Origin of the sequence: Spirillospora sp. NPDC000708 (assembly GCF_040299565.1) — a bacterium.
Taxonomy (GTDB): Bacteria; Actinomycetota; Actinomycetes; order Streptosporangiales; family Streptosporangiaceae; genus Spirillospora.
The window spans coordinates 19,550-40,249 of record NZ_JBEPCJ010000099.1; the positions used below are offsets into that span (position 1 = coordinate 19,550).

Sequence of the window (20,700 nt, forward strand, 5' to 3'; positions counted from 1 at the left end):
CGATCACTCCCAGCGGAAGAAGCGGGCGGCGAGGGCGAGCCCGGCGGCCGCCCACACCGCGAGGACCAGCAGCGGCTTGCCGGGGAACGCCGCGCCGTGCTGCAGCACCTGCCGCAGCCCGTCGGCGAGCGCCGAGATCGGCAGCAGCTCCAGCACGTCCCGGACGGCGCCGGGGAACTTGTCAAGGGGGAACACCACGCCGCCGACGGCCAGCAGCAGGATGTAGACCAGGTTCGCGGCGGCGAGGGTGGCCTCGGCGCGCAGCGTCCCGGCCATCAGCAGCCCGAACCCGCTGAATGCGGCCGTCCCGAGCAGCAGCAGGACGACCACCGAGACGGGGTCGCCGTGCGGGTGCCAGCCGAGCGCCAGCGCGACCGCGCACACCACGACCGCCTGCAGGATCTCGACGGCGACCACCGACAGCGTCTTGGCGGCGATCAGCCCGCCGCGCGGCAGCGGCGTGGCGCCGAGCCGCTTGAGCACGCCGTAGCGGCGCTCGAACCCGGTGCCGATCGCCTGCCCGGTGAACGCGGTGGACATCACCGCGAGCGCGAGGACGCCGGGGGCGAGGAAGTCGACCCGGCGGCCGGAACCGAGGTCCAGCAGCGAGGTGGCGCCGAACAGCGTCAGCAGCACCACGGGGATGATCAGGGTGAGCAGGAGCTGCTCGCCGTTGCGCACCACGGCGCGGAACTCGTAGGCGGCCTGCGACAGGATCATCCGCGGCAGCGGGACCGCGCCCGGCGCGGGCGACAGGTCCAGCGCGGCCGGCGCCGCGGCGGGCGTCGCCGCCGGTGTCGTGGTCATGAGCGCAGCTCCCGTCCGGTCAGTTCGAGGAAGACGTCCTCCAGCGTGCGGCGCTCGATCCGCAGGTCCTCGGTCATCACCCCGTGCGAGGCGCACCAGGCGGTGACGGTGGCGAGCAGTTCCGGGCTGACGTCGGCCTCGATCAGGTAGTGCCCGGCGGGCGACTCCTTCGCGGCGCTCCCGGCGGGCAGCGCCGACAGCAGCTCCTCCAGTCCGAGGCCGGGCCGGGCGCGGAAGCGCAGCTGCCGCTCGGCGCCGGTGAGCTCCGCCGGGCCGCCCTCGGCCACGACCTTGCCGTGGTCGACGATCACGACCTTGTCGGCGAGCCGCTCGGCCTCCTCCATGTTGTGCGTGGTGAGGACCACGGAGACGCCGGCCGCGCGGAGCTCCTCGATCAGCTCCCAGGTGGCGTGCCGCGCCTGCGGGTCGAGGCCGGTGGACGGCTCGTCGAGGAAGACCAGCTCGGGCCGTCCGACCACGGCGACCGCGAGCGACAGCCGCTGCTGCTGGCCGCCCGACATGCGGCGGAACGGGGTGCGGGCGTGCTCGGTGAGGCCGAGCCGCGCCAGCAGCGCCGCCGGGTCGAGGGGCGTGGCGTGGAACGAGGCGACCAGCCGCAGGAACTCGGCGGCCTTCGCGGTGCCCGGCACGCCGCCCGACTGCGGCATCACCCCGACGCGGGGCTTGAGCGCCCGCGCGTCGGCGACCGGGTCCAGGCCGAGGACGCGGACGGTGCCCGCGTCGGCGCGGCGGAACCCCTCGCAGATCTCGATCGTGGTGGTCTTGCCCGCGCCGTTCGGGCCGAGGAGCGCGGTGACGGCGCCCCGGGCGGCGCTGAACGACAGGCCGTCCACGGCCGTCGCCGTGCCATAGCGCTTGACGAGCGCGTCCAGCTCGACGGCGCCGTCTCCGGGGGTTGTCATGGCAATGAGTTTAGGTCCGCCGCAGGACGGCTCCGCGCGGGGTGCCGCCGGTGCCGGGTGAAGGCCGGGTAAAAGCGCCGGGCGGGTCCGGGGAGCCCCGGACGGCCCTGGTTTCGCCCGGCGGGGCGGGGGGAAGCTCTCGGCCTGTCACCGGGGGCGGGGCCGGTGGCCCGACGGGCACGCCGAACGGGGGACCGGGGACCGATGGCCTACAACCTGCGCGGGCGCAGCCTGACCCGCGAGCTCGACCTCGCCCCGAAGGAGTTCGGCTTCCTCATCGACCTGGCCGCCGAGCTGAAGGCCGCCCGCTACAGCGGGACGGAGCGGCGCCGCCTGGAGGGCCGCAACATCGCGCTGATCTTCGAGCGGCCCTCGACCCGGACGCGCTGCGCGTTCGAGGTCGCCGCGCACGACCAGGGCGCCCACACGACCTACCTGGACCCGGCCGGCTCCCAGATCGGCTACAAGGAGTCGATGAAGGACACCGCCCGCGTTCTGGGCCGCATGTTCGACGGCATCGAGTACCGGGGCTCGCGGCAGCACTACGTGGAGGAGCTGGCCGAGCACGCGGGCGTCCCGGTGTGGAACGGCCTGACCGACGAGTGGCATCCGACGCAGATGCTCGCCGACATGCTCACCATGCGCGAGCACAGCGACAAGCCCCTGCGCGACGTCACGTACGCCTACCTGGGCGACGCGCGCAACAACATGGGGCACTCGTACGTGGTGGCGGGGGCGCTGCTGGGCATGGACGTCCGGATCGTCGCGCCGAGGACGCTGTGGCCGGACGGGAGCACGGTCGTCGACCCGGCCAACGCGGTCGCGGCGCGGACGGGCGCGGAGATCACCATCACCGAGGACGTGGCGCAGGGCGTGCGCGGCGCCGACTTCGTCCTCACCGACGTGTGGGTGTCGATGGGCGAGCCCGCGGACGTCTGGGACGAGCGCATCACGCTGCTCAAGCCGTACCAGGTCGACTCCGAGGTGATGCGCGCGACCGGGAACCCGGACGCGAAGTTCATGCACTGCCTCCCCGCCTTCCACAACCGGGAGACCGCGCTCGGCGAGGAGATCTTCCGCCGGACCGGCCTGGCGGCGCTGGAGGTCACCGAGGAGGTGTTCGAGTCGGACGCCTCGATCGTGTTCGACGAGGCCGAGAACCGGATGCACACGATCAAGGCCGTGCTGGTCGCGACGCTCGGCTGAGCGCCCGCCGGGCCGGGGCCGCGGGGGAGGGGGGAGATGCGCGTCGTCGTCGCGCTCGGTGGGAACGCGCTGGTCAAGCGCGGGGAGACGCCGGACGCCCGGCTCCAGCGGGCCAACGTGGACCGGGCCGTCCGGGCGCTCGCGCCGCTCGCCGAGGAGCACGAGCTGATCGTGACGCACGGCAACGGCCCGCAGGTCGGGGTGCTGGCGCTGGAGAGCCAGAACGACGGCCGGCTGACCCGGCCCTACCCGCTGGACACCATCGGCGCGGAGACGCAGGGGATGATCGGGTACTGGCTGCTGCAGGCGCTGCAGAACGCGCTGCCCGGCCGCCAGGTGATGGCGATGGTCAACCAGACGCTGGTGTCCGCGGTGGACCCGGCGTTCCAGAACCCGACCAAGTTCGTCGGGCAGGTGTACGACCGGGAGGAGGCCGAGCGGCTGGCCGCCGAGTACGGCTGGACGGTCCGCCGGGACGGGGAGCGCTGGCGCCGCGTGGTGCCGTCGCCGAAGCCGCAGCGGGTGATCGAGACCCGGCTGATCCGGGAGCTGGTGCGGGCCGGGACGGTCGTGGTGTGCGCGGGCGGCGGGGGCGTCCCGGTGTTCCGCAACGACGTCGGCCGGCTGGAGGGCGTCGAGGCGGTGATCGACAAGGACCACACCGCGTCGGTGCTGGCCGAGACGCTGGACGCGGACGCGCTGCTGATCCTCACCGACGTACCGAACGTCATGCGGCACTACGGGACGGACCGGCAGGAGGCGATCCACCACACCACCCCGTACGAGCTGCGCGGCGAGGAGTTCCCGGACGGGTCGATGGGTCCGAAGGTCGCCGCCGTCGCCGGGTTCGTGGAGCGCACCGGCGACATGGCCGCGATCGGGCTGCTGGACGAGTGCGTCGACATCCTCGCGGGGACCGCGGGCACGATCGTGACCCCGAACGCGACCTGGCCGCTGGCGAGCACCCTGTGACCCGGGTGATCATCGTGACGCAGGCGCCCACTGCGACGCACGTGGCCAGTGCGACCCCGGTGACCGCCACCGCGCCGCGCCGGAGCGGCCGGTGACCGCCGGGGCGGGCCGCGGGTCGTTCGCGCGGTCGCTGGTGCGGACCAAGCCGGTCGACCGGATCGTCGCCGAGGGCGGGCATGGCGAGGGCGGCGAGCTGCGGCGCTCGATGAGCCTGCTGCAGCTGACCCTGTTCAGCGTGGGCGCGACCCTCGGCACCGGCATCTTCGTGGTGCTGGGGGAGGCGGTGCCGAAGGCGGGCCCGGCGGTGGTGCTGTCGTTCGTGCTCGCCGCGGTGACGGCGCTGTTCTCCGCGCTGTCCTACGCCGAGCTCGCCGGGACGATCCCGGTGTCCGGCTCGTCCTACTCCTACGCCTACGCGACGCTCGGCGAGCTGGTGGCGTGGGTGTGCGGGTGGTGCCTGCTGCTGGAGTACGCGGTCTCGGTGTCGGCCGTCGCGGTCGGCTGGGGCTCCTACCTGAACGAGTTCTTCGACAAGGCGGTCGGCGGCACGATGCCGGCCGCGATCAGCAACCCGCCGGGGGACGGCGGGCTGGTCAACGTCCCGGCCGTGGTCGTGGTGCTGATCGCCGCTCTGCTGCTGCTGCGCGGCACGTCCGAGAGCGCCCGCGCCAACACGGTCATGGTGTTCCTGAAGATCGCCGTGCTGCTGTTCTTCTGCGCGGTCGCCTTCACCGCGTTCCACGCGGGCAACCTGACCCCGTTCGCGCCGCTGGGGTGGGCGGGCATCAGCGCCGCCGGGTCGAAGGTGTTCTTCTCCTACATCGGGTTCGACGCCGCGTCCACCGCCGGCGAGGAGGCGCGCAACCCGCGCCGCGACCTGCCCCTCGCGATCGTGCTGTCGCTGGCGATCGTGACGGCGGTGTACGTGCTGGTCGGGCTGGCCGCGGTCGGCGCCCTGCACTGGACCCGGTTCTCGCTCAGCGGGTCGGAGGCGTCGCTGGCCCTGGTGCTGGACGAGGCGACCGGCCGGGCGTGGCCGTCGATGATCCTGTCCCTCGGCGCGGTGGTCGCGATCGCCAGCGTCGTCCTCACCGTCATGTACGGGCAGACCCGCATCCTGTTCGCGATGTCGCGGGACGGGCTGGTCCCGCACGTGTTCCAGCGGGTCAGCCCGGGGCGGGCGGTGCCGGTGGCCAACACCGTGATCGTCGCGGCGTTCATCGGGGTCCTCGCCGCCGTGATCCCGCTGGGCCGGCTGGTCGACGCCACCAGCATCGGCACGCTGTTCGCGTTCGCCCTGGTCAGCGTGGGCGTCATCGTGCTGCGCCGGACGCGTCCGGACCTGCCGCGCGGCTTCCGCACGCCGTTCTACCCGGCGACGCCGCTGATCGGCGTTGCGCTCTGCGTGTACCTGATGGTCGGTCTCGGCAGCGTGACCTGGATCGTGTTCGCCCTGTGGACCCTCGCCGGGCTGGTCGCCTACTTCCTGTACGGGCGCCGCCATTCGCGCCTGGCGATCGAGGCGTCCGGCATCCCCGGGAAGGAGCCGCGATGAGCGGGGTGAACGGGCCGGACGCGCCGGACGGGCTCGCGCTGCGGATCCTCGCCGGGTACTCGCCGGACGAGCGGGGCGGCGACGCGCTGGCGCTCGCCGCGCTGGTCCTGCGGGGCGTGGCGGCGCCGCGCAGGGTGGCGGACGTCCGGCTGACCGTGGCGAACGTGCATCCCCCGGCCTGGCCGGCGCGCGGGCCGGGCTCGGTCGACGCCGAGTGGGTCGGCTACCTGCGGGAACAGGCGGCCGACGCGCTGGAGCGGGCGGCCGGGCGGCTGGCGGAACTGGGCGTGCCGGGCCGGCGCATCGACCTGCGGATGCACGCGCACCGGGGCAGCGGGCGCGGGCTGATCGAGGTGGCCGCCGAGACCGGCGCGGACCTGATCGTGATCGGCTCCGCGCCGCGCGGCCGGCGCGGGCGCGTCGCCATCGGCAGCACCGCGGACCAGCTGCTGCACGGCTCGCCGGTGCCGGTGCTGCTGGCGCCGCGCGGGTACGCGGTCCACGCACCCGACCAGTTCGAGCGGCTGACGGTGGCGTACTGGCGGGCGCCGGAGGCGGACGGCCCGGTGGAGGCGGCCGCCCGGACCGCCCGGACGCTGGCGCTGCCGGTGCGGCTGGTCACCCTCGTCCTGCGGCCGCCGGGGCTGGCGGCCCGGTTCCGCAACGCCGACGACGTCATGGCACGGCAGCTGGACCGGGCCGAGCGGGACCTCGCGGACGCCGCCGCACGGCTCACCGGGATCGCGGGCGAGGGGACCCTGGTGGGGACCGAGGCGGTCGCCGGAACGGGGACCGCCAACGCGCTGGCCGCGGTGGATATGCTGCCGGGTGAGCTGCTGGCCTGCCCGTCCAGCCACGACGGGCCGCTGCGCAAGGTCTTCCTGGGCGAGGGCTCCGGCAAGATCGTCCGGGCCGCGCCGTGCCCGGTGCTCGTCCTCCCGCGCGGGGCCGCGGGCGCTTTCGCCTGACGAGAAGGTCAAGGTTAGGTAAGGCTAACCTGCGTGAGCGAGGACATTCCCGTTCCGGTGTTTCGGGGGAAGCAATTACGGCACACTGATGTTGTGAAAAACGTGAGCGAGGATCAGGCGACCCCGGAGAGCGCACCCGTGCGCCCTTCCGGCGTGCCGTCGGCCGCCTCCCACACCGAGCGCGACACCCGCGCCCGGGTGGCCCGGCTGATCCTCGAGCACGGGCCGGTCACGGCGTCCACGCTAGGCGAGCGCATGGGGCTCACCCCCGCCGCGGTCCGCCGGCACCTGGACGCGCTGCTGGCCGAGGGCATGATCGAGATCCGCAAGGCACGGACGCCGCAGACCCGCCGCGGCCGCGGCCGTCCCGCCAAGTGGTTCGCGATCACCGACGCCGGGCGCAGCGCGTTCGTGCACGCCTACGACGACCTGGCGAGCAGCGCCCTGCGGTTCCTGGCCGAGACGGCCGGGGACCACGCGGTCGCCGAGTTCGCCCGCCGGCAGATCGCCGACCTGGAGCGGCGCTACCGGCCCGTCGTGCAGGACGCGCCGCCGCAGCAGCGGGTCCGCACGCTCGCCGAGGCGCTCTCCGGCGACGGCTACGCGGCCGCCGCCGGCAAGGCGCCCCAGCCGGGCGGCGGCGAGCAGCTGTGCCAGCACCACTGCCCGGTCGCGCACGTCGCGGCCGAGTTCCCGCAGCTGTGCGAGGCCGAGACCGAGGCGTTCAGCCGGCTGCTGGGCACCCCCGTCCAGCGGCTGGCCACCATCGCCCACGGCGACGGGATCTGCACCACCCACGTCAGCCCCCGCTCCCTGTGCGGGACGGGGCAGGCGGAGGATCCCGGAGCGAGCGTCACCCCTGGCGGGGACGCGGGGGAGAGGTCCCCCGAAAAGACACACACCAGTGACGAGGAGTCCGGGAGGACGTCCCTATGACTACAGCCCACCCCGAGCTGGAGGGGCTCGACAGGTACAAGTTCGGCTGGGCCGACTCCGACGAGGCCGGCGCCTCCGCGCGGCGCGGCCTGAACGAGGACGTCGTCCGCGACATCTCGGCCAAGAAGGGCGAGCCGGACTGGATGCTCGACCTGCGCCTCAAGGGACTCCGGCTCTTCGACAAGAAGCCGATGCCCACCTGGGGCTCGGACCTGTCGGCGATCGACTTCGAGAACATCAAGTACTTCGTCCGCTCGACCGAGAAGCAGGCGGCGTCCTGGGAAGAGCTCCCCGAGGACATCAAGAACACCTACGACAAGCTCGGCATCCCCGAGGCGGAGAAGCAGCGCCTCATCGCCGGCGTCGCCGCCCAGTACGAGTCGGAGGTCGTCTACCACAAGATCCGCGAGGACCTTGAGGAGAAGGGCGTCATCTTCGTCGACACCGACACCGGCCTGCGCGAGCACCCGGAGATCTTCCAGGAGTACTTCGGCTCCGTGATCCCGGTCGGCGACAACAAGTTCGCCGCGCTCAACACCGCCGTGTGGTCGGGCGGCTCGTTCATCTACGTGCCGCCGGGCGTCCACGTCGAGATCCCGCTCCAGGCCTACTTCCGGATCAACACCGAGAACATGGGCCAGTTCGAGCGGACGCTGATCATCGCCGACGAGGGCTCCTACGTCCACTACGTCGAGGGCTGCACCGCGCCGATCTACAAGTCGGACTCGCTGCACTCCGCCGTCGTCGAGATCGTCGTGAAGAAGGACGCCCGCGTCCGCTACACGACCATCCAGAACTGGTCGAACAACGTCTACAACCTGGTGACCAAGCGCGCCGTCGCCTACGAGGGCGCCACCATGGAGTGGGTCGACGGCAACATCGGCTCCAAGGTCACCATGAAGTACCCGGCGGTCTACCTGCTCGGCGAGCACGCCAAGGGCGAGACCCTGTCGATCGCGTTCGCCGGCGAGGACCAGCACCAGGACGCCGGCGCCAAGATGGTGCACGCCGCGCCGAACACCTCCAGCAGCATCATCTCCAAGTCGGTGGCGCGCGGCGGCGGCCGCACCTCCTACCGCGGGCTGGTGCAGATCCAGGAGGGCGCCGAGCACAGCAAGTCCACGGTCAAGTGCGACGCGCTGCTGGTCGACCAGATCAGCCGGTCCGACACCTACCCGTACGTCGACGTCCGCGAGGACGACGTGGAGATGGGCCACGAGGCCACCGTCTCCAAGGTGTCCGAGGACCAGCTGTTCTACCTCATGAGCCGCGGCATGACCGAGGACGAGGCGATGGCGATGATCGTGCGCGGGTTCGTCGAGCCCATCGCGCGCGAGCTGCCGATGGAGTACGCGCTCGAGCTGAACCGGCTCATCGAGCTGCAGATGGAAGGGGCCGTCGGCTGATGGGGCTGGAGACCGGCAAGCCGCTCTCGACCCTGCACGAGAAGGCTTCGTACGAGGTGGGCGACTTCGACGTGCCCACCGGCCGCGAGGAGGAGTGGCGGTTCACCCCGCTGCGCCGGCTGCGCGGCCTGCACAACGGCACGGCCGAGCCCAACGGCAAGGTCATCGCCGAGGTCGAGGCGGCGCCCGAGGTGACCGTCGAGACCGTCGGCCGCGACGACGCCCGGCTCGGCAGGGCGTACGTGCCCGCCGACCGGGTCAGCGCGCAGGCGTGGACGTCGTTCACGCACGCCACCGTCGTCACCGTGCCGAAGGAGGTCGTCGCCTCGGCGCCGACCGTGATCCGGCTGCGCGGCGAGGACGCGTCGGCCGCCGCCTACGGGCACACCACCGTGATCCTGGAGCCGTTCGCCGAGGCGACCGTGGTGCTCGCGCACCGCGGCTCGGCGACCTACGCCGACAACGTCGAGTTCGTCGTCGGCGACGGCGCCCGCCTCTCGGTGATCAGCCTGCAGGACTGGGCGGACGACAGCGTGCACGTCTCGCACCAGCACGCGCGGCTGGGCCGCGACGCCCGGTTCGTGTCGCACAACGTCTCGCTCGGCGGCGACCTCGTGCGGATCTCCCCGTCCGTCGCCTACGACGGGCCCGGCGGCGACGCCGAGCTGTACGGGGTGTACTTCGTCGACGGCGGCCAGCACCTGGAGCACCGGCTGCTGGTCGACCACGCCGTGCCGAACTGCCGCAGCCGCGTCGACTACCGCGGCGCGCTGCAGGACCAGGACGCGCACGCCGTCTGGATCGGCGACGTGATCATCCGCGCGGAGGCGGAGGGCACCGACACCTACGAGCTGAACCGCAACCTCGTCCTGACCGACGGGACGCGGGTCGACTCGGTGCCGAACCTGGAGATCCTCACCGGCGAGGTCGCCGGCGCCGGGCACGCCTCGGCGTCCGGGCGGCTCGACGACGAGCACCTGTTCTACCTGCAGGCGCGCGGCATCACCTTCGACGAGGCGCGCCGCATGGTGGTGCGGGGGTTCCTCGGCCAGCTGGTCGAGCGGATCGAGGTGCCCGAGGTGCGCGAGAAGGTCGCCGAGGCCATCGAGGCCGAGCTGGACGTGCGGGCGGAGGGCAGATGAGCTTCGTCAAGGTGTGCGCGCTGGAGGAGATCCCCGAGGACGGGGCCCTCGGCGTCGAGATCGGCGACACGCCGGTCGCGCTGGCGCGCACCGGCGGCGAGGTCTACGCCGTCAACGACATCTGCTCGCACGCCGAGGTGTCGCTGTCCGAGGGCGAGATCTACAACGGCACCATCGAGTGCTGGCTGCACGGGTCCTGCTTCGACCTGAGCACCGGCAAGCCCACCAATCCGCCGGCCACCCAGCCGGTCGCCACCTACAAGGTCAAGGTCGAGGACGGCGACGTCTACGTCTCGCTCGGCTCCGACGATTGAGGAACGACAACCACCATGGCCACGCTTGAGATCCGCGACCTCCACGTCTCCGTCGCCGACGGGTCCGACGGGACGAAGGAGATCCTGCGCGGGGTCGACCTGACCGTCAAGGCCGGCGAGACCCACGCGCTCATGGGGCCGAACGGCTCCGGTAAGTCCACGCTCGCCTACGCCGTCGCCGGCCACCCGAAGTACGAGGTGACCTCCGGCACGGTCACGCTGGACGGCGAGGACGTGCTCGGCATGTCCGTCGACGAGCGCGCCCGCGCCGGGCTGTTCCTGGCGATGCAGTACCCGGTCGAGGTCCCCGGGGTGTCGGTGTCGAACTTCCTGCGCTCGGCGGTCACCGCGGTGCGCGGCGAGGCGCCGAAGCTGCGCGAGTTCTCCAAGGAGATGAAGCAGGCGATGGACGAGCTGTCCATCGACCCGGCGTTCGCGCAGCGCAGCCTGAACGAGGGCTTCTCCGGCGGCGAGAAGAAGCGGCACGAGATCCTCCAGCTGGAGATGCTCAAGCCGAAGGTCGCCGTCCTGGACGAGACCGACTCCGGCCTGGACGTCGACGCGCTGAAGGTCGTCTCCGAGGGCGTCAACCGGTTCTCCGCGAGCGGCGAGACCGGCGTCCTGCTGATCACGCACTACACCCGCATCCTGCGGTACGTGAAGCCGGACTTCGTGCACGTGTTCGCGGCCGGCCGCGTCGTCGCCGAGGGCGGCCCGGAGCTGGCCGACCAGCTCGAGAACGAGGGCTACGAGAAGTACGTGAAGGCGGAGGCGACCCTATGACGCTTCTGTCCGAGGGGACGCTGCTCCCCGAGGAGCTCAAGAAGGACTTCCCGCTGCTGCAGCGCACCGTCCGCGGCGGGCGCCCGCTGGTGTACCTCGACTCCGGCGCGACGTCGCAGAAGCCGACGCGGGTGCTGGACGCCGAGCGCGAGTTCTACGAGCGGCACAACGCGGCGCCGCACCGCGGGGCGCACCTGCTCGCCGAGGAGGCCACCGAGGCGTACGAGAACGCCCGCGCGTCGATCGCCCGGTTCATCGGCGCGACGCCCGGCGAGATCGTGTTCACCAAGAACGCCACCGAGGGCATCAACCTGGTGGCGTACGCGATGAGCAACGCCGCCACGGCGGGCCCCGAGGCCGAGCGGTTCAAGGTCGGCCCCGGCGACGAGATCGTGGTGTCGGAGATGGAGCACCACGCCAACCTCGTTCCGTGGCAGCAGCTCTGCCAGCGGACGGGCGCGACCCTGCGGTGGTTCGGCATCACCGACGACGGCCGCCTCGACCTGGAGAACCTGGACGAGCTGGTCAACGAGCGCACGAAGATCGTCGCGCTCACGCACCAGTCGAACGTCCTCGGAACGGTCCCGCCGATCAAGCTGATCGCCGAGCGGGCGCACGCCGTCGGCGCGCTCGTCCTGCTGGACGGCGCGCAGTCGGTCCCGCACCAGCCGGTGGACGTCGCCGAGCTGGGCGCCGACTTCCTGGCGTTCTCCGGGCACAAGATGCTCGGCCCGACCGGCATCGGCGTGCTGTGGGGGCGTTCGGAGCTGCTGGAGGCGATGCCGCCGTTCATCACCGGCGGTTCCATGATCGAGGTCGTGCACATGGAGGCGACCACCTTCATGCCGCCGCCGCAGCGGTTCGAGGCCGGCGTGCCGATGACCGCGCAGGCGATCGGGCTCGGCGCGGCCTGCGACTACCTCGCCGAGATCGGCATGGACCGCGTCCACGCCCACGAGGAGGCGCTGGTCGCCTACTCGCTGAAGCGGCTCGGCGAGATCCCCGGCGTCCGGATCATCGGGCCGGGCACGACCGAGGCGCGCGGCGGGGCCGTGTCGTTCACCGTCGAGGACATCCACCCGCACGACGTCGGCCAGGTGCTGGACGACCTGGGCGTCGAGGTGCGCGTCGGGCACCACTGCGCGTGGCCGATCTGCCGCCGGTTCGGCATCCCGGCCACGACCCGCGCGACGTTCTACCTCTACAACACCCTGTCGGACATCGACGCGCTCGCCGACGGGGTCAGGCAGGCGCAGAAGTTCTTCGGGACCGTCTCCTGACGGCCGCAGGAACAGCCCGCGCCGGGGCCGGGTTGTAGCGAGAAAGGCTTGGAAAGGACGCCATGCAGCTGGAGGCGATGTACCAGGAGGTCATCCTGGACCACTACCGCAACCCCCTGCACAAGGGGCTGCGGGAGCCGTACGAGGGCGAGGCGCACCACGTCAACCCGACCTGCGGGGACGAGGTGACGCTCCGCGTCCATCTGGACGGCGACGGCCAGGACGCCACGGTGGCGGACGTCTCCTACGACGCCATGGGCTGCTCGATCAGCCAGGCCAGCGCGTCGGTGATGTCCGACCTGATCATCGGCAAGTCCGTGAAGGAGGCGATGGCGGTCGGCGAGGAGTTCCTGGCGCTGATGCAGTCGCGCGGCCGGGACGTCGAGCCGGACGAGGACGTCCTCGAGGACGCCGTCGCCTTCGCCGGGGTGTCGAAGTACCCCGCCAGGATCAAGTGCGCCCTGCTCGCCTGGATGGCGTGGAAGGACGCGACCGCCCGCGCACTCGGAGAGGCATCATGAGCGACACCGCACCGGAGGAGACCCCCGCGACCGCCGCGGCCGGCACCGTCCCCGACGAGGAGATCCTCGAGGCGCTGAAGGACGTCGTCGACCCCGAACTCGGCATCAACGTGGTCGACCTCGGCCTGGTGTACGGGGTGAACCTCGCCGACGAGGTCGTCACCCTGGACATGACCCTGACCAGCGCCGCCTGCCCGCTCACGGACGTGATCGAGGACCAGGCGCACAGCGCGCTGGAGGGCCTGGTCAAGGACGTCAAGATCAACTGGGTCTGGCTGCCGCCGTGGGGCCCGGACAAGATCACCGACGAGGGCCGCGACCAGCTCCGCGCCCTCGGCTTCAACGTCTGACACCGAGCCGCCGCGAGGCCGCGCCTCCCCGCCGGGGGCGCGGCCTCGCGCATGCCCGGGCGCGTCTAGGGTGAGGCGATGTGAAGGATGCCTTTCCCGACAGCGATCCCGCACTGGTGGCGCGCAGGGCCTCGTCGTTCGGCGGGAGCGCGGCGGCGTACGCGCGGGAGCGTCCGGACTATCCCGACGCGGCGGTGCGGTGGGCCCTTGGGCCCGTGGCGGGCCGCAGGCCCCTCCGGGTGCTCGACCTGGCGGCCGGCACGGGCAAGCTGACACAGGTGCTGCTCCGCGACGGCGTCGACGCCGCGGACCTGGTGGCCGTGGAGCCCGACGCGGCGATGCTGGACGAGCTGCGCCGCGAGGTGCCCGGCGTGCGGGCGCTGCGAGGCGGCGCGGAGGCGATCCCGCTGCCGGACGCCGCGGTCGACGCCGTCCTGGTGGGGCAGGCGATGCACTGGTTCGACCTGGACCGGGCGCTGCCGGAGATCCATCGGGTGCTGTCCCCGGGCGGGGTGCTCGCGGGCCTGTGGAACACCGACGACGACCGGGTCCCGTGGGTCGCGGAGTTGAAGCGGGTCTCCCGCAGCAGCGTGTCGTACCGGCGGTGGCAGCCGAAGGACCTGCCCGGGACCCGGTGGTTCCCGCTGTTCGAGCGGGCGGAGTTCCCGCACGCGCAGCGCCGCACGGCCGAGTCGATGGCGGCCACGATCGGGACGCATTCGCACATGCTCGTGCTCGACGAGGCCGAGCGGGCGGAGGTGACCGAGCGGATCGTCGAGTTCCTGAGGATGACGCCGGAGACCGCCGAGGGCGAGTTCGACCTGCCGATCGTCACCTTGGCCGCGCGCGCTCTGCGGGCGGGCTAGCGGCCCCGTCCTTCGGCTTGGACGGCCAAAGCGTGTGGGTGATCGGCCACAGCGACCAGATCGCGAGGACGAGCCCGAGACGGGCCGTCCAGCCCGTCAGGGTGGTCGTCCGGTCGGGGTCGCCGACCAGTGCGATCATCGCCAGCAGCAGCGCGCAGCCGATCCCCGTCGCGACGGCGGCCTTGCCGAACTCCACCCACTCGTAGCGGGCGCGCGCCCGGCCGTACCGGGGCTTGCGCCGGGGCGGCGGCCCGCCGGCGAAGCGGTGCGCGAACCGCTCGTCGGCCCACCGGACCATGCCGTGCCCGAACGCGACCGAGTAGCCGAGGTAGGCCGCCGCCAGGCCGTGGGCGAAGCCCGCGGTCGCGCCCCCGCGCAGGTCGGCGACCGTGGCCGCGAGGAGGACGAGGTCGACCAGCGGGACGCCCAGCAGGAGCGCCGCGCCGGTCCTGCGCATCCGCAGCGGGTAGCGGGCGGCCAGACCGGCCGCGAGGACGACCCAGAAGCCGATCTCGCAGGCGGCGATGATCCCGACGAGCATGGCGTGTTCCCCTCCACTTCCCCGTCCATTGCCTGTGTCTCGATGGTCGGGGACGGCGGAGGGGCGAGGCGTCGTCGCCGATGAGGTTCTCGGGGTCCTCCGAAGGATGTACGCGGTGCCCTCAGCGAGAGGGACGCGGCGGTCCCGGCGGGATGCTGAGATGGATCCGTGCTCTCCAGGCTCCGCCGCCTCACCACGCCCCAGGACGCGCTCATCGCCGCCGGGGCGCTGGCGGCCGGGCTGGTGCTGCTGGCGGCGCACGGGTACAGCACCTGGACCGACCACTGGCCGCCCGCCGGACTCCGGCTGCTGCCGCTCGCCGGGCTGTGCGGGGCGATGCTGCTGCGGCGCACGGCCCCCCTCACCGCGCTGGCGATCTCCACCCCGTTCAACTTCCTCGACGTGGCGTTCGGCCCGTCCATCGCCACCGCGATGATCTACGGGGACGCGCTGTACGCGGCGAGCCTGTACGGGCGGCCGCGGCGGACGGCGGAAGGGCTGCTCGGCGCGACCGTCGGCGGGACCGTCGCGGTCCTGGCGGTGACCGGCGCGCTGGCGCGCGACCTCGCGCTCGGCGTGGTGGCCGGGGCGCTCGCGGCGGCGGTGTGGGTGACGCCGGTGCTGACCGCCATGCTCGTCCGGGAGCACCGGTCCCGGGCGGAGGCGGAGCGGCAGCGCGCCCGGCAGGTCGCGCGGCTCGCCGAGATGGACCGGCGCGCCGCCGTCGGCGCAGAGCGCGCCCGGATGGCGCGCGAGCTGCACGACGTGATCGCCAACCATCTGAGCGCCGTCGCGCTGCACTCCTCGGCCGTGCTGAAGGTCCGCGACCTGGACAGGGAGGGCCTGGACCGGGCGATGACGGTGATCCGGGAGAACAGCGTGCTGGGGCTGGCGGAGATGCGCCGGATGATCGGGCTGCTGCGCGAGGGCGGCGCCGGCGGCGCCGACCCGGCGGAGGCGCCGCGGCTGGCCGACCTCGGCCGGCTCGTCGAGCGGACGGCCCGCCCGGACCTGTCGGCGCGGCTGCGCCCGGCCGGCGAGCTCCCCGAACTGCCCGCGCCGGTCGAGCTGGCCGCGTACCGAATCGTCCAGGAGTCGCTGACCAACGCGCTCAAGCACGCCGGGCCGGGCGACGCCGAGGTGTCGGTCGGGTACGCGCGGGGGCGGGTGGTGATCGACGTGCTGAGCCCCCTCGGGGACGGCGCGGGGCTGCCGGGGTCGGGCAGCGGCCTGATCGGGATGCGGGAGCGGGCGGCGATCCTCGGCGGCGAGTTCTCCGCCGGGCCGGACGGCGGGCGCTGGCTGGTGCACGCGGAACTGCCGGTGGACGCGGAGCCCGCGCGCGGCCGTGAAGGCGTCCGGTGAGCGGGGTGGCGCGATGAGCGGGGTGGCGTTGATCGTCGTGATCGGGGTGGCGCGGTGATCGAGGTGCTGGTGGCCGACGACCAGGCGGCCGTGCGGGCCGGGCTGGTGCTGATCCTCGGCGCGGCGCCGGACGTGCGGGTGGTCGGCGAGGCCGCCGACGGGGAGCGGGCCGTCGAGCTGGCCCGGGAGCTGCGCCCCGACGTGGTGCTGATGGACGTGCGGATGCCGCGGCTGGACGGGATCAGCGCCACCCGGCAGATCGCCGGGTTCGCGGACGTGCTGGTGCTGACCACGTTCGACCTCGACGAGTACGTGTTCGGGGCGCTGCGGGCGGGCGCGGCGGGGTTCCTGCTGAAGGACGTGGACGCCGACCGGCTGGTGGAGGCGGTGCGGACGGTGGCGGCCGGGGACGGGATCATCGCGCCGCAGGTGACGCGGCGGCTGATCGGCGCGTTCGCGGCCCGGCCGGAGCCGCCCGCGCCGGGCCCGGCGGCGGTGGCGGAGCTGACGCCGCGGGAGCGCGAGGTGCTGGCCTGCCTCGGGGAGGGGCTGTCGAACGGGGAGATCGCGCGGCGGCTGTCGATGGCGGAGACGACCACCAAGACGCACGTCAGCCGCATCCTCGGGAAGCTCGGGCTGCGCAGCCGGGTCCAGGCCGCCATCCTCGCGCAGGAGCTGGCCGCGTCCGGCCTCACGGACCCGTCCGGGGCCACCGCGGCGCCGGACGCGCCCGGATCCGGCAGCGGGGATCTCAGCGCGGGCTGACCCCCGCCGGGAACCGCTCCGGACCGGAACGCCGCCGGTCAGGGCGACAGGCCGCGGATCAGGTCGGCGACGCGGACGATCCCCAGGCAGCGGCCCAGCTCGTCGACCACGACCAGGTCGTCGTAGACGCGCTCGTCCTCCTGGCCCGCCGCGCGCAGCGCCGCCACGGCCGGGACGGTGCGCGGGACCGGGCGGGGCGGGTCGGCCAGCCGGGCGGCGGGCCGGTGGGCGTGCAGCGCGTGGCCGTAGGCGCCCGACAGCCGGAGCAGGAAGCGCGTCCGGTCCACGGTGGCGCGGGGCCGCTGCCTCTCGTCGACCAGGACGATGCTGGTGATGCCCGTCTCGGCGTTCAGCGCGTCCAGTACTTCGTCGGCGGTCGCGGTGTGCGGCATCGTGACGCCGGGGAGCGTGAACTCCGAGACGCGGGGGCCGAGGTCGGGGCGCTCGCGGGGGTCCGGGGCGCCGCGCGCCGCGACGGGCACCGTGACCGGCATGCCGGGCCGCCACTCCGGCGGCGCCAGCGCCGGCCCCTGCACCAGCCGCACCCCGAGCTCGCGCAGGTGCAGCACCTGGTCGCCGGTCTCCAGGCCGGGCGCGAGCACGTGGGTCTCCAGCCGGTGCGCCAGCTCGACGAGGCTCGCCACCAGCGCGGAGCGGCGCGGCTCGGCGGGCGCCCGGCGGGCCAGCACGGGATCGAGCTTGAGCAGGTAGGACGCGCCGTCGACGAGCAGGTCGAGCGGGGCGTGCGCGGCGCCGACGCCGCCGAGCCCGACGAGGTACCCGGCCCGGCGCAGCCCGGACAGCGCCGCGGTGACGGGGGCGCGCTGCGCCGGCGGGAAGCCCCCGGTGACGCAGATGATGATCTCCTGCGGGCGGCGCCCGGCCCCGGCGAACCCCTGGTGCAGCTCCGCGAGCACCGGGTCGCCGAAGGCGAGGGTCTCGGCGCGCAGGCCGATCTGCAGCGGCAGGGGCGTGCGGAGGTCCGCCGCGGCGCGGGCCGCCTCGGCGGCGCGCCGCAGGTCCTCGGACACGGGATCGACCCGCGGCGGCAGCCCGGTCGCGGCGGGCGGCCCCGCGTGCGCCTCCACGGCGACGACGGTCCCGGTGCCGAGATCGACGACCGGATGGAACACCGCCCTCGCCGGGACCAGGACATCTACGGCTGACACAGCGGCATCATGTCGTCCGGAAGCGCCCGGAACCACCGTTGTCAGGAGAAGTTAACGCACAATTCGCGCAGGTCGCGGTGTGGATCTTGACCCGGGGCGGGCCGTCACAGCCCGCGGCCGCCGACCATCGCCGACAGCGCGTAGGTGACCCCCGCGACGGCCGCGAGCCAGACGTAGGCGGTGATGTCGCCGCCGCGCAGCGCCTGCACGACGAGCCCGCCGATCACGGCGACCGTCAGCACGTCGCCGGTCATCGCGGCGGCGCGCAGATGGGTGCGGGCGCGGTGGCCGGAGCCGAAGCCCTCGCTGAGCGGCAGCGCGGGCTCGTTGCGCCGGAAGGCCAGGTAGCCGGCGTACCCGGCGAGGGCGGCGAGCGCGATGAGGGCGGTGCCGTCGCGTCCGTCGGCGGCGAGCACGGCGCCGACCACCACCCCGGCACCGAGGACGAGCCCGGGTACGGCCCACCGGCTGAGGCTGCGGCGTTCGGGAGCGATCCACATGAGCGACATCCTCTCCGATCGGCGGGCGCACGGGACCGGCAACGCGCCGGTTCCGCCGCGATGAGGGCCGCCGGCGGCTCGCCCGCCCCCGCCGGGCGGACCGCGCCGAATGCCCGGACCGCGCGGGGTTCCGGCCGGTATCTTGTCGCCTCGTGGCGCACTTTCGACTGAACGGCTCGAAGATGCTGGCCGTCGATCTCGCCGGGGAGACGATCCGGGCGCTGAACGGCGCCATGGTCGCCTACGAGGGGCGGATGGCGTTCAAACGGGAGGGGATGACCGGGGGAGAGGGCCTGCGCGGCGCGCTCAAGCGCAAGATCGCCGGCGAGGGCATGACGCTCATGGAGGTCACCGGCGAGGGCACCGTGTACCTGGCGAGCGAGGCGGCGGAGGTGACGCTCGTCCAGCTGACCGGCGACACCCTGTTCGTGGAGTCGGAGAGCCTCCTGGCGCTGGAGGGCGGGCTGCGCACGGGCGTCCAGTTCGTCGGCCTGCGCGGCATGGGGACCGGGCAGGGCCTCGCCACGACCAAGGTGGAGGGGCAAGGCACGGTCGCGATCGTGTCCGACGGGCCGGCGATCGCGCTGGAGGTGACGCCCGAGACGCCGCTGTCGGTCGACCCGCACGCCTACGTCGGGCACCACGGGCAGCTGCGCCAGGACGTCGTCACCGACGTCAACTGGCGGACCGTCATCGGCCACGGGTCGGGCGAGAGCGTCCAGTTCCGGTACCAGGGGCACGGTCTGGTCTACGTCCAGCCCGCCGAGCGCGGCGGGATCCTGGAGATCTGATGACGACGAAGGCGTGCGGGCGGCGCGGGCGGCCGGCCCGCTGCGGAAGGTACTGATGCCGGGATACCAGAAGATCACCTCCAAGATGCTCCAGGTGCCGGTCGGCCCCGGGCGGGAGGTCTACAGCAGGCGCGGCGCGATGCTCGCCTACACCGGGTCGGTGGCGTTCGCCCCGTCCACCACGGCGGGGCAGAGCATCGGCGGCGCCATCGGACGCGCCGTCGCGGGCGAGCGCAGCGCGATGATGCACGTCACCGGGCAGGGCGAGGTCATGTTCGGGCACGCCGGGCTGCACGTGTCCGTCGTCGACCTCGGCGGCGGCGACACCCTGTACGTCGAGGCCGACCGGCTCCTCGTGCACGACGCGTCCCTGCAGGTCGGGACCATGTTCATGGGCGAGCAGGGCGGCGTGCGCGGCATCGTGCGGGGCGCCGTCAGCGGGCAGGGCCTGTTCACCACCACGCTGACCGGCCAGGGCTCGTGCGCGCTGCTCTCGCACGGCGGCGTCATGGAGCTGCCGATCGCCCCGCAGCGGCCCGTCCACGTCGACCCGCAGGCGTACGTGGCCCACCGGGGCCAGGTGCAGAACCGGCTCACCACGGCGGTGGGGCTGCGCGACCTCATCGGACGCGGCTCCGGCGAGGGCTTCCAGCTCGAGCTGAGCGGCTCCGGCGTCGTCTACGTCCAGGCCAGCGAGAGGAAGATCTGACCGTGAGCAGCTTCGGCACGCGGACCTGGAACGCGGCCACCCTCCCGGTGAACGACAACGTCAACCCCTACGCCTTCAGCGTCGACCTCGACGGCCGGTGGTTCGCGCAGAAGGGCAAGATGATCGCCTACTACGGGCAGATCAGGTTCGAGGCGCTGTCGTCCGGGCCGCTGGACGCGCTGGTCGCGCACACCTTCAACTCGCCGCTGTACGCCCAGGACTGGATCGTCGCGCAGGGGCGGGGCAAGCTCGTCCTCGCCGACCGCGGCTTCGACGTGAACTCCTTCGACCTCGACGACGGCAACCTCACCGTCCGGGCCGGGAACCTGCTGGCGTTCGAGCCCGGCCTGGAGCTCAAGCAGTCGATCATCCCGGGGTTCCTGACCCTGATCGGGACGGGCCGGTTCGTGGCCGCCTCCAACGGGCCGGTGCACTTCGTCGAGCCGCCGGTCCGGGTGGACCCGCAGGCCCTGCTGGGCTGGGCGGACTGCCCGTCGCCCTGCCACCACTACGACCACTCCTACATGCGCGGCGCGTTCGGCGCGGCCCGGATGGCCTTCGGGATCGGCGGGTCGTCGGGTGAGGAGCACCAGTTCGACTTCACCGGCCAGGGCACCGTGCTGATGCAGTCCTCGGAGGTCGTGATGAACGAGGACGTGCTGCTGCGCGACCTCGAAGGCCAGATCGGCATGGTCGGCACGTCGGGGCTGCAGCGGCTCCAGCAGACGATCAGCCGGCGCCTGTCCGCCGAACGGCAGGGCTGACGCCGAACGGCGGGGCCGGCGCCGGACGGCGGGGCGCCGGCGCGGGGGCCCGGGCCGCCCGGGCCCC

General features: G+C 73.4%; 23 protein-coding genes. 18 read left to right on the forward strand and 5 right to left on the reverse strand.

What is annotated here, in order from left to right; translation table 11 throughout:
* Positions 1-3: 3 nt before the first annotated feature.
* Entirely contained in the window at positions 4-807 is an 804-nt protein-coding gene (locus ABT299_RS43575; RefSeq protein WP_500254368.1) for an ABC transporter permease, read from the reverse strand.
* On the reverse strand, positions 804-1,730 hold the full coding sequence (locus ABT299_RS43580; protein ID WP_387017938.1) for an ATP-binding cassette domain-containing protein: 927 nt from the start codon (positions 1,728-1,730) through the stop codon (positions 804-806). Before ABT299_RS43580 ends, ABT299_RS43575 begins: the two co-directional genes overlap by 4 nt.
* A gap of 204 nt (positions 1,731-1,934) precedes the next feature.
* Between ABT299_RS43580 and argF the strand changes: the two genes are divergently transcribed.
* The 13 genes from argF (at position 1,935) to ABT299_RS43645 (ending at position 14,029) form a co-directional block, all read left to right on the forward strand.
* Entirely contained in the window at positions 1,935-2,936 is a 1,002-nt protein-coding gene (gene argF / locus ABT299_RS43585) for an ornithine carbamoyltransferase (protein WP_190856374.1), read from the forward strand.
* A gap of 36 nt (positions 2,937-2,972) precedes the next feature.
* Positions 2,973-3,908 carry a carbamate kinase gene (gene arcC, locus ABT299_RS43590; protein ID WP_500254369.1) on the forward strand — a complete coding sequence of 312 codons (936 nt, stop codon included), beginning with the start codon at positions 2,973-2,975 and terminating at the stop codon, positions 3,906-3,908.
* Positions 3,909-3,999: 91 nt separating this feature from the next.
* The gene (locus ABT299_RS43595; protein ID WP_500254370.1) at positions 4,000-5,463 is read left to right on the forward strand and encodes an amino acid permease; all 1,464 of its coding nucleotides are present in this window, start codon (positions 4,000-4,002) and stop codon (positions 5,461-5,463) included.
* A complete protein-coding gene (locus tag ABT299_RS43600; RefSeq protein WP_500254371.1) occupies positions 5,460-6,431 on the forward strand; it encodes a universal stress protein in 972 nt (323 codons plus the stop codon). Before ABT299_RS43595 ends, ABT299_RS43600 begins: the two co-directional genes overlap by 4 nt.
* A gap of 102 nt (positions 6,432-6,533) precedes the next feature.
* Complete coding sequence (locus ABT299_RS43605) at positions 6,534-7,367, forward strand: helix-turn-helix transcriptional regulator (RefSeq protein ID WP_387017950.1); 834 nt, start codon at positions 6,534-6,536, stop codon at positions 7,365-7,367.
* Positions 7,364-8,773 (forward strand): Fe-S cluster assembly protein SufB, encoded by a 1,410-nt coding sequence (gene sufB, locus ABT299_RS43610; RefSeq protein WP_190856379.1) that lies wholly within the window; start codon positions 7,364-7,366, stop codon positions 8,771-8,773. The genes ABT299_RS43605 and sufB overlap by 4 nt, the downstream gene beginning before the upstream one ends.
* Positions 8,773-9,915: a Fe-S cluster assembly protein SufD gene (gene sufD, locus ABT299_RS43615; RefSeq protein ID WP_387017954.1), complete on the forward strand. Its 1,143-nt coding sequence runs from the start codon at positions 8,773-8,775 to the stop codon at positions 9,913-9,915. Before sufB ends, sufD begins: the two co-directional genes overlap by 1 nt.
* Positions 9,912-10,229, forward strand: a complete 318-nt coding sequence (locus ABT299_RS43620) for a Rieske (2Fe-2S) protein (RefSeq protein WP_190856381.1) — start codon at positions 9,912-9,914, stop codon at positions 10,227-10,229. Before sufD ends, ABT299_RS43620 begins: the two co-directional genes overlap by 4 nt.
* 15 nt (positions 10,230-10,244) lie before the next feature.
* Entirely contained in the window at positions 10,245-11,012 is a 768-nt protein-coding gene (sufC, locus tag ABT299_RS43625; RefSeq protein ID WP_190856382.1) for a Fe-S cluster assembly ATPase SufC, read from the forward strand.
* Positions 11,009-12,292, forward strand: a complete 1,284-nt coding sequence (locus ABT299_RS43630; RefSeq protein WP_190856383.1) for a cysteine desulfurase — start codon at positions 11,009-11,011, stop codon at positions 12,290-12,292. Before sufC ends, ABT299_RS43630 begins: the two co-directional genes overlap by 4 nt.
* Positions 12,293-12,354: 62 nt before the next feature.
* Complete coding sequence (sufU, locus tag ABT299_RS43635; RefSeq protein WP_190856384.1) at positions 12,355-12,813, forward strand: Fe-S cluster assembly sulfur transfer protein SufU; 459 nt, start codon at positions 12,355-12,357, stop codon at positions 12,811-12,813.
* Positions 12,810-13,163, forward strand: a complete 354-nt coding sequence (locus ABT299_RS43640) for a metal-sulfur cluster assembly factor (protein ID WP_190856385.1) — start codon at positions 12,810-12,812, stop codon at positions 13,161-13,163. Before sufU ends, ABT299_RS43640 begins: the two co-directional genes overlap by 4 nt.
* Positions 13,164-13,243: 80 nt before the next feature.
* Positions 13,244-14,029, forward strand: coding sequence for a class I SAM-dependent methyltransferase (locus tag ABT299_RS43645; RefSeq protein WP_500254372.1), 786 nt, complete (start codon positions 13,244-13,246; stop codon positions 14,027-14,029).
* Here the strand turns inward: ABT299_RS43645 and ABT299_RS43650 are convergent.
* Positions 13,995-14,570 carry a hypothetical protein gene (locus ABT299_RS43650; protein ID WP_500254373.1) on the reverse strand — a complete coding sequence of 192 codons (576 nt, stop codon included), beginning with the start codon at positions 14,568-14,570 and terminating at the stop codon, positions 13,995-13,997. The two genes, ABT299_RS43645 and ABT299_RS43650, sit on opposite strands and share 35 nt — an antisense overlap.
* A 168-nt stretch (positions 14,571-14,738) precedes the next feature.
* Between ABT299_RS43650 and ABT299_RS43655 the strand changes: the two genes are divergently transcribed.
* Positions 14,739-15,935, forward strand: coding sequence for a sensor histidine kinase (locus ABT299_RS43655; RefSeq protein ID WP_500254374.1), 1,197 nt, complete (start codon positions 14,739-14,741; stop codon positions 15,933-15,935).
* 54 nt (positions 15,936-15,989) lie between these two features.
* Positions 15,990-16,700, forward strand: a complete 711-nt coding sequence (locus ABT299_RS43660; RefSeq protein WP_433251463.1) for a response regulator — start codon at positions 15,990-15,992, stop codon at positions 16,698-16,700.
* Positions 16,701-16,738: 38 nt separating this feature from the next.
* On the opposite strand, the gene ABT299_RS43665 is transcribed toward ABT299_RS43660, so the two are convergent.
* Both ABT299_RS43665 and ABT299_RS43670 read right to left on the reverse strand, forming a co-directional pair.
* Positions 16,739-17,869 carry an EAL domain-containing protein gene (locus ABT299_RS43665; RefSeq protein WP_347256668.1) on the reverse strand — a complete coding sequence of 377 codons (1,131 nt, stop codon included), beginning with the start codon at positions 17,867-17,869 and terminating at the stop codon, positions 16,739-16,741.
* Between the two features lie 104 nt (positions 17,870-17,973).
* On the reverse strand, positions 17,974-18,369 hold the full coding sequence (locus ABT299_RS43670; RefSeq protein WP_190856390.1) for an ABC transporter permease: 396 nt from the start codon (positions 18,367-18,369) through the stop codon (positions 17,974-17,976).
* A gap of 152 nt (positions 18,370-18,521) precedes the next feature.
* On the opposite strand from ABT299_RS43670, the gene ABT299_RS43675 reads away from it, so the two are divergent.
* Genes ABT299_RS43675 through ABT299_RS43685 form a run of 3 tightly spaced genes read left to right on the forward strand, consistent with a single transcriptional unit; the run spans position 18,522 to position 20,633 of the window.
* Positions 18,522-19,160, forward strand: coding sequence for an AIM24 family protein (locus ABT299_RS43675; protein WP_500254375.1), 639 nt, complete (start codon positions 18,522-18,524; stop codon positions 19,158-19,160).
* Between the two features lie 55 nt (positions 19,161-19,215).
* Positions 19,216-19,869, forward strand: coding sequence for an AIM24 family protein (locus ABT299_RS43680; protein ID WP_190856391.1), 654 nt, complete (start codon positions 19,216-19,218; stop codon positions 19,867-19,869).
* Positions 19,870-19,871: 2 nt separating this feature from the next.
* On the forward strand, positions 19,872-20,633 hold the full coding sequence (locus tag ABT299_RS43685) for an AIM24 family protein (RefSeq protein WP_500254376.1): 762 nt from the start codon (positions 19,872-19,874) through the stop codon (positions 20,631-20,633).
* The last annotated feature ends 67 nt before the right edge of the window (positions 20,634-20,700 follow it).

Coding starts and splice junctions, on each gene's coding strand:
- ABT299_RS43575 (WP_500254368.1), bottom strand. CDS start 807: ATGACCACGACACCGGCGGCGACGCCCGCCGCGGCGCCGGCCGCGCTG.
- ABT299_RS43580 (WP_387017938.1), bottom strand. CDS start 1,730: ATGACAACCCCCGGAGACGGCGCCGTCGAGCTGGACGCGCTCGTCAAG.
- argF (WP_190856374.1), top strand. CDS start 1,935: ATGGCCTACAACCTGCGCGGGCGCAGCCTGACCCGCGAGCTCGACCTC.
- arcC (WP_500254369.1), top strand. CDS start 2,973: ATGCGCGTCGTCGTCGCGCTCGGTGGGAACGCGCTGGTCAAGCGCGGG.
- ABT299_RS43600 (WP_500254371.1), top strand. CDS start 5,460: ATGAGCGGGGTGAACGGGCCGGACGCGCCGGACGGGCTCGCGCTGCGG.
- sufB (WP_190856379.1), top strand. CDS start 7,364: ATGACTACAGCCCACCCCGAGCTGGAGGGGCTCGACAGGTACAAGTTC.
- sufD (WP_387017954.1), top strand. CDS start 8,773: ATGGGGCTGGAGACCGGCAAGCCGCTCTCGACCCTGCACGAGAAGGCT.
- ABT299_RS43620 (WP_190856381.1), top strand. CDS start 9,912: ATGAGCTTCGTCAAGGTGTGCGCGCTGGAGGAGATCCCCGAGGACGGG.
- sufC (WP_190856382.1), top strand. CDS start 10,245: ATGGCCACGCTTGAGATCCGCGACCTCCACGTCTCCGTCGCCGACGGG.
- ABT299_RS43630 (WP_190856383.1), top strand. CDS start 11,009: ATGACGCTTCTGTCCGAGGGGACGCTGCTCCCCGAGGAGCTCAAGAAG.
- sufU (WP_190856384.1), top strand. CDS start 12,355: ATGCAGCTGGAGGCGATGTACCAGGAGGTCATCCTGGACCACTACCGC.
- ABT299_RS43640 (WP_190856385.1), top strand. CDS start 12,810: ATGAGCGACACCGCACCGGAGGAGACCCCCGCGACCGCCGCGGCCGGC.
- ABT299_RS43650 (WP_500254373.1), bottom strand. CDS start 14,570: ATGCTCGTCGGGATCATCGCCGCCTGCGAGATCGGCTTCTGGGTCGTC.
- ABT299_RS43670 (WP_190856390.1), bottom strand. CDS start 18,369: ATGTGGATCGCTCCCGAACGCCGCAGCCTCAGCCGGTGGGCCGTACCC.
- ABT299_RS43680 (WP_190856391.1), top strand. CDS start 19,216: ATGCCGGGATACCAGAAGATCACCTCCAAGATGCTCCAGGTGCCGGTC.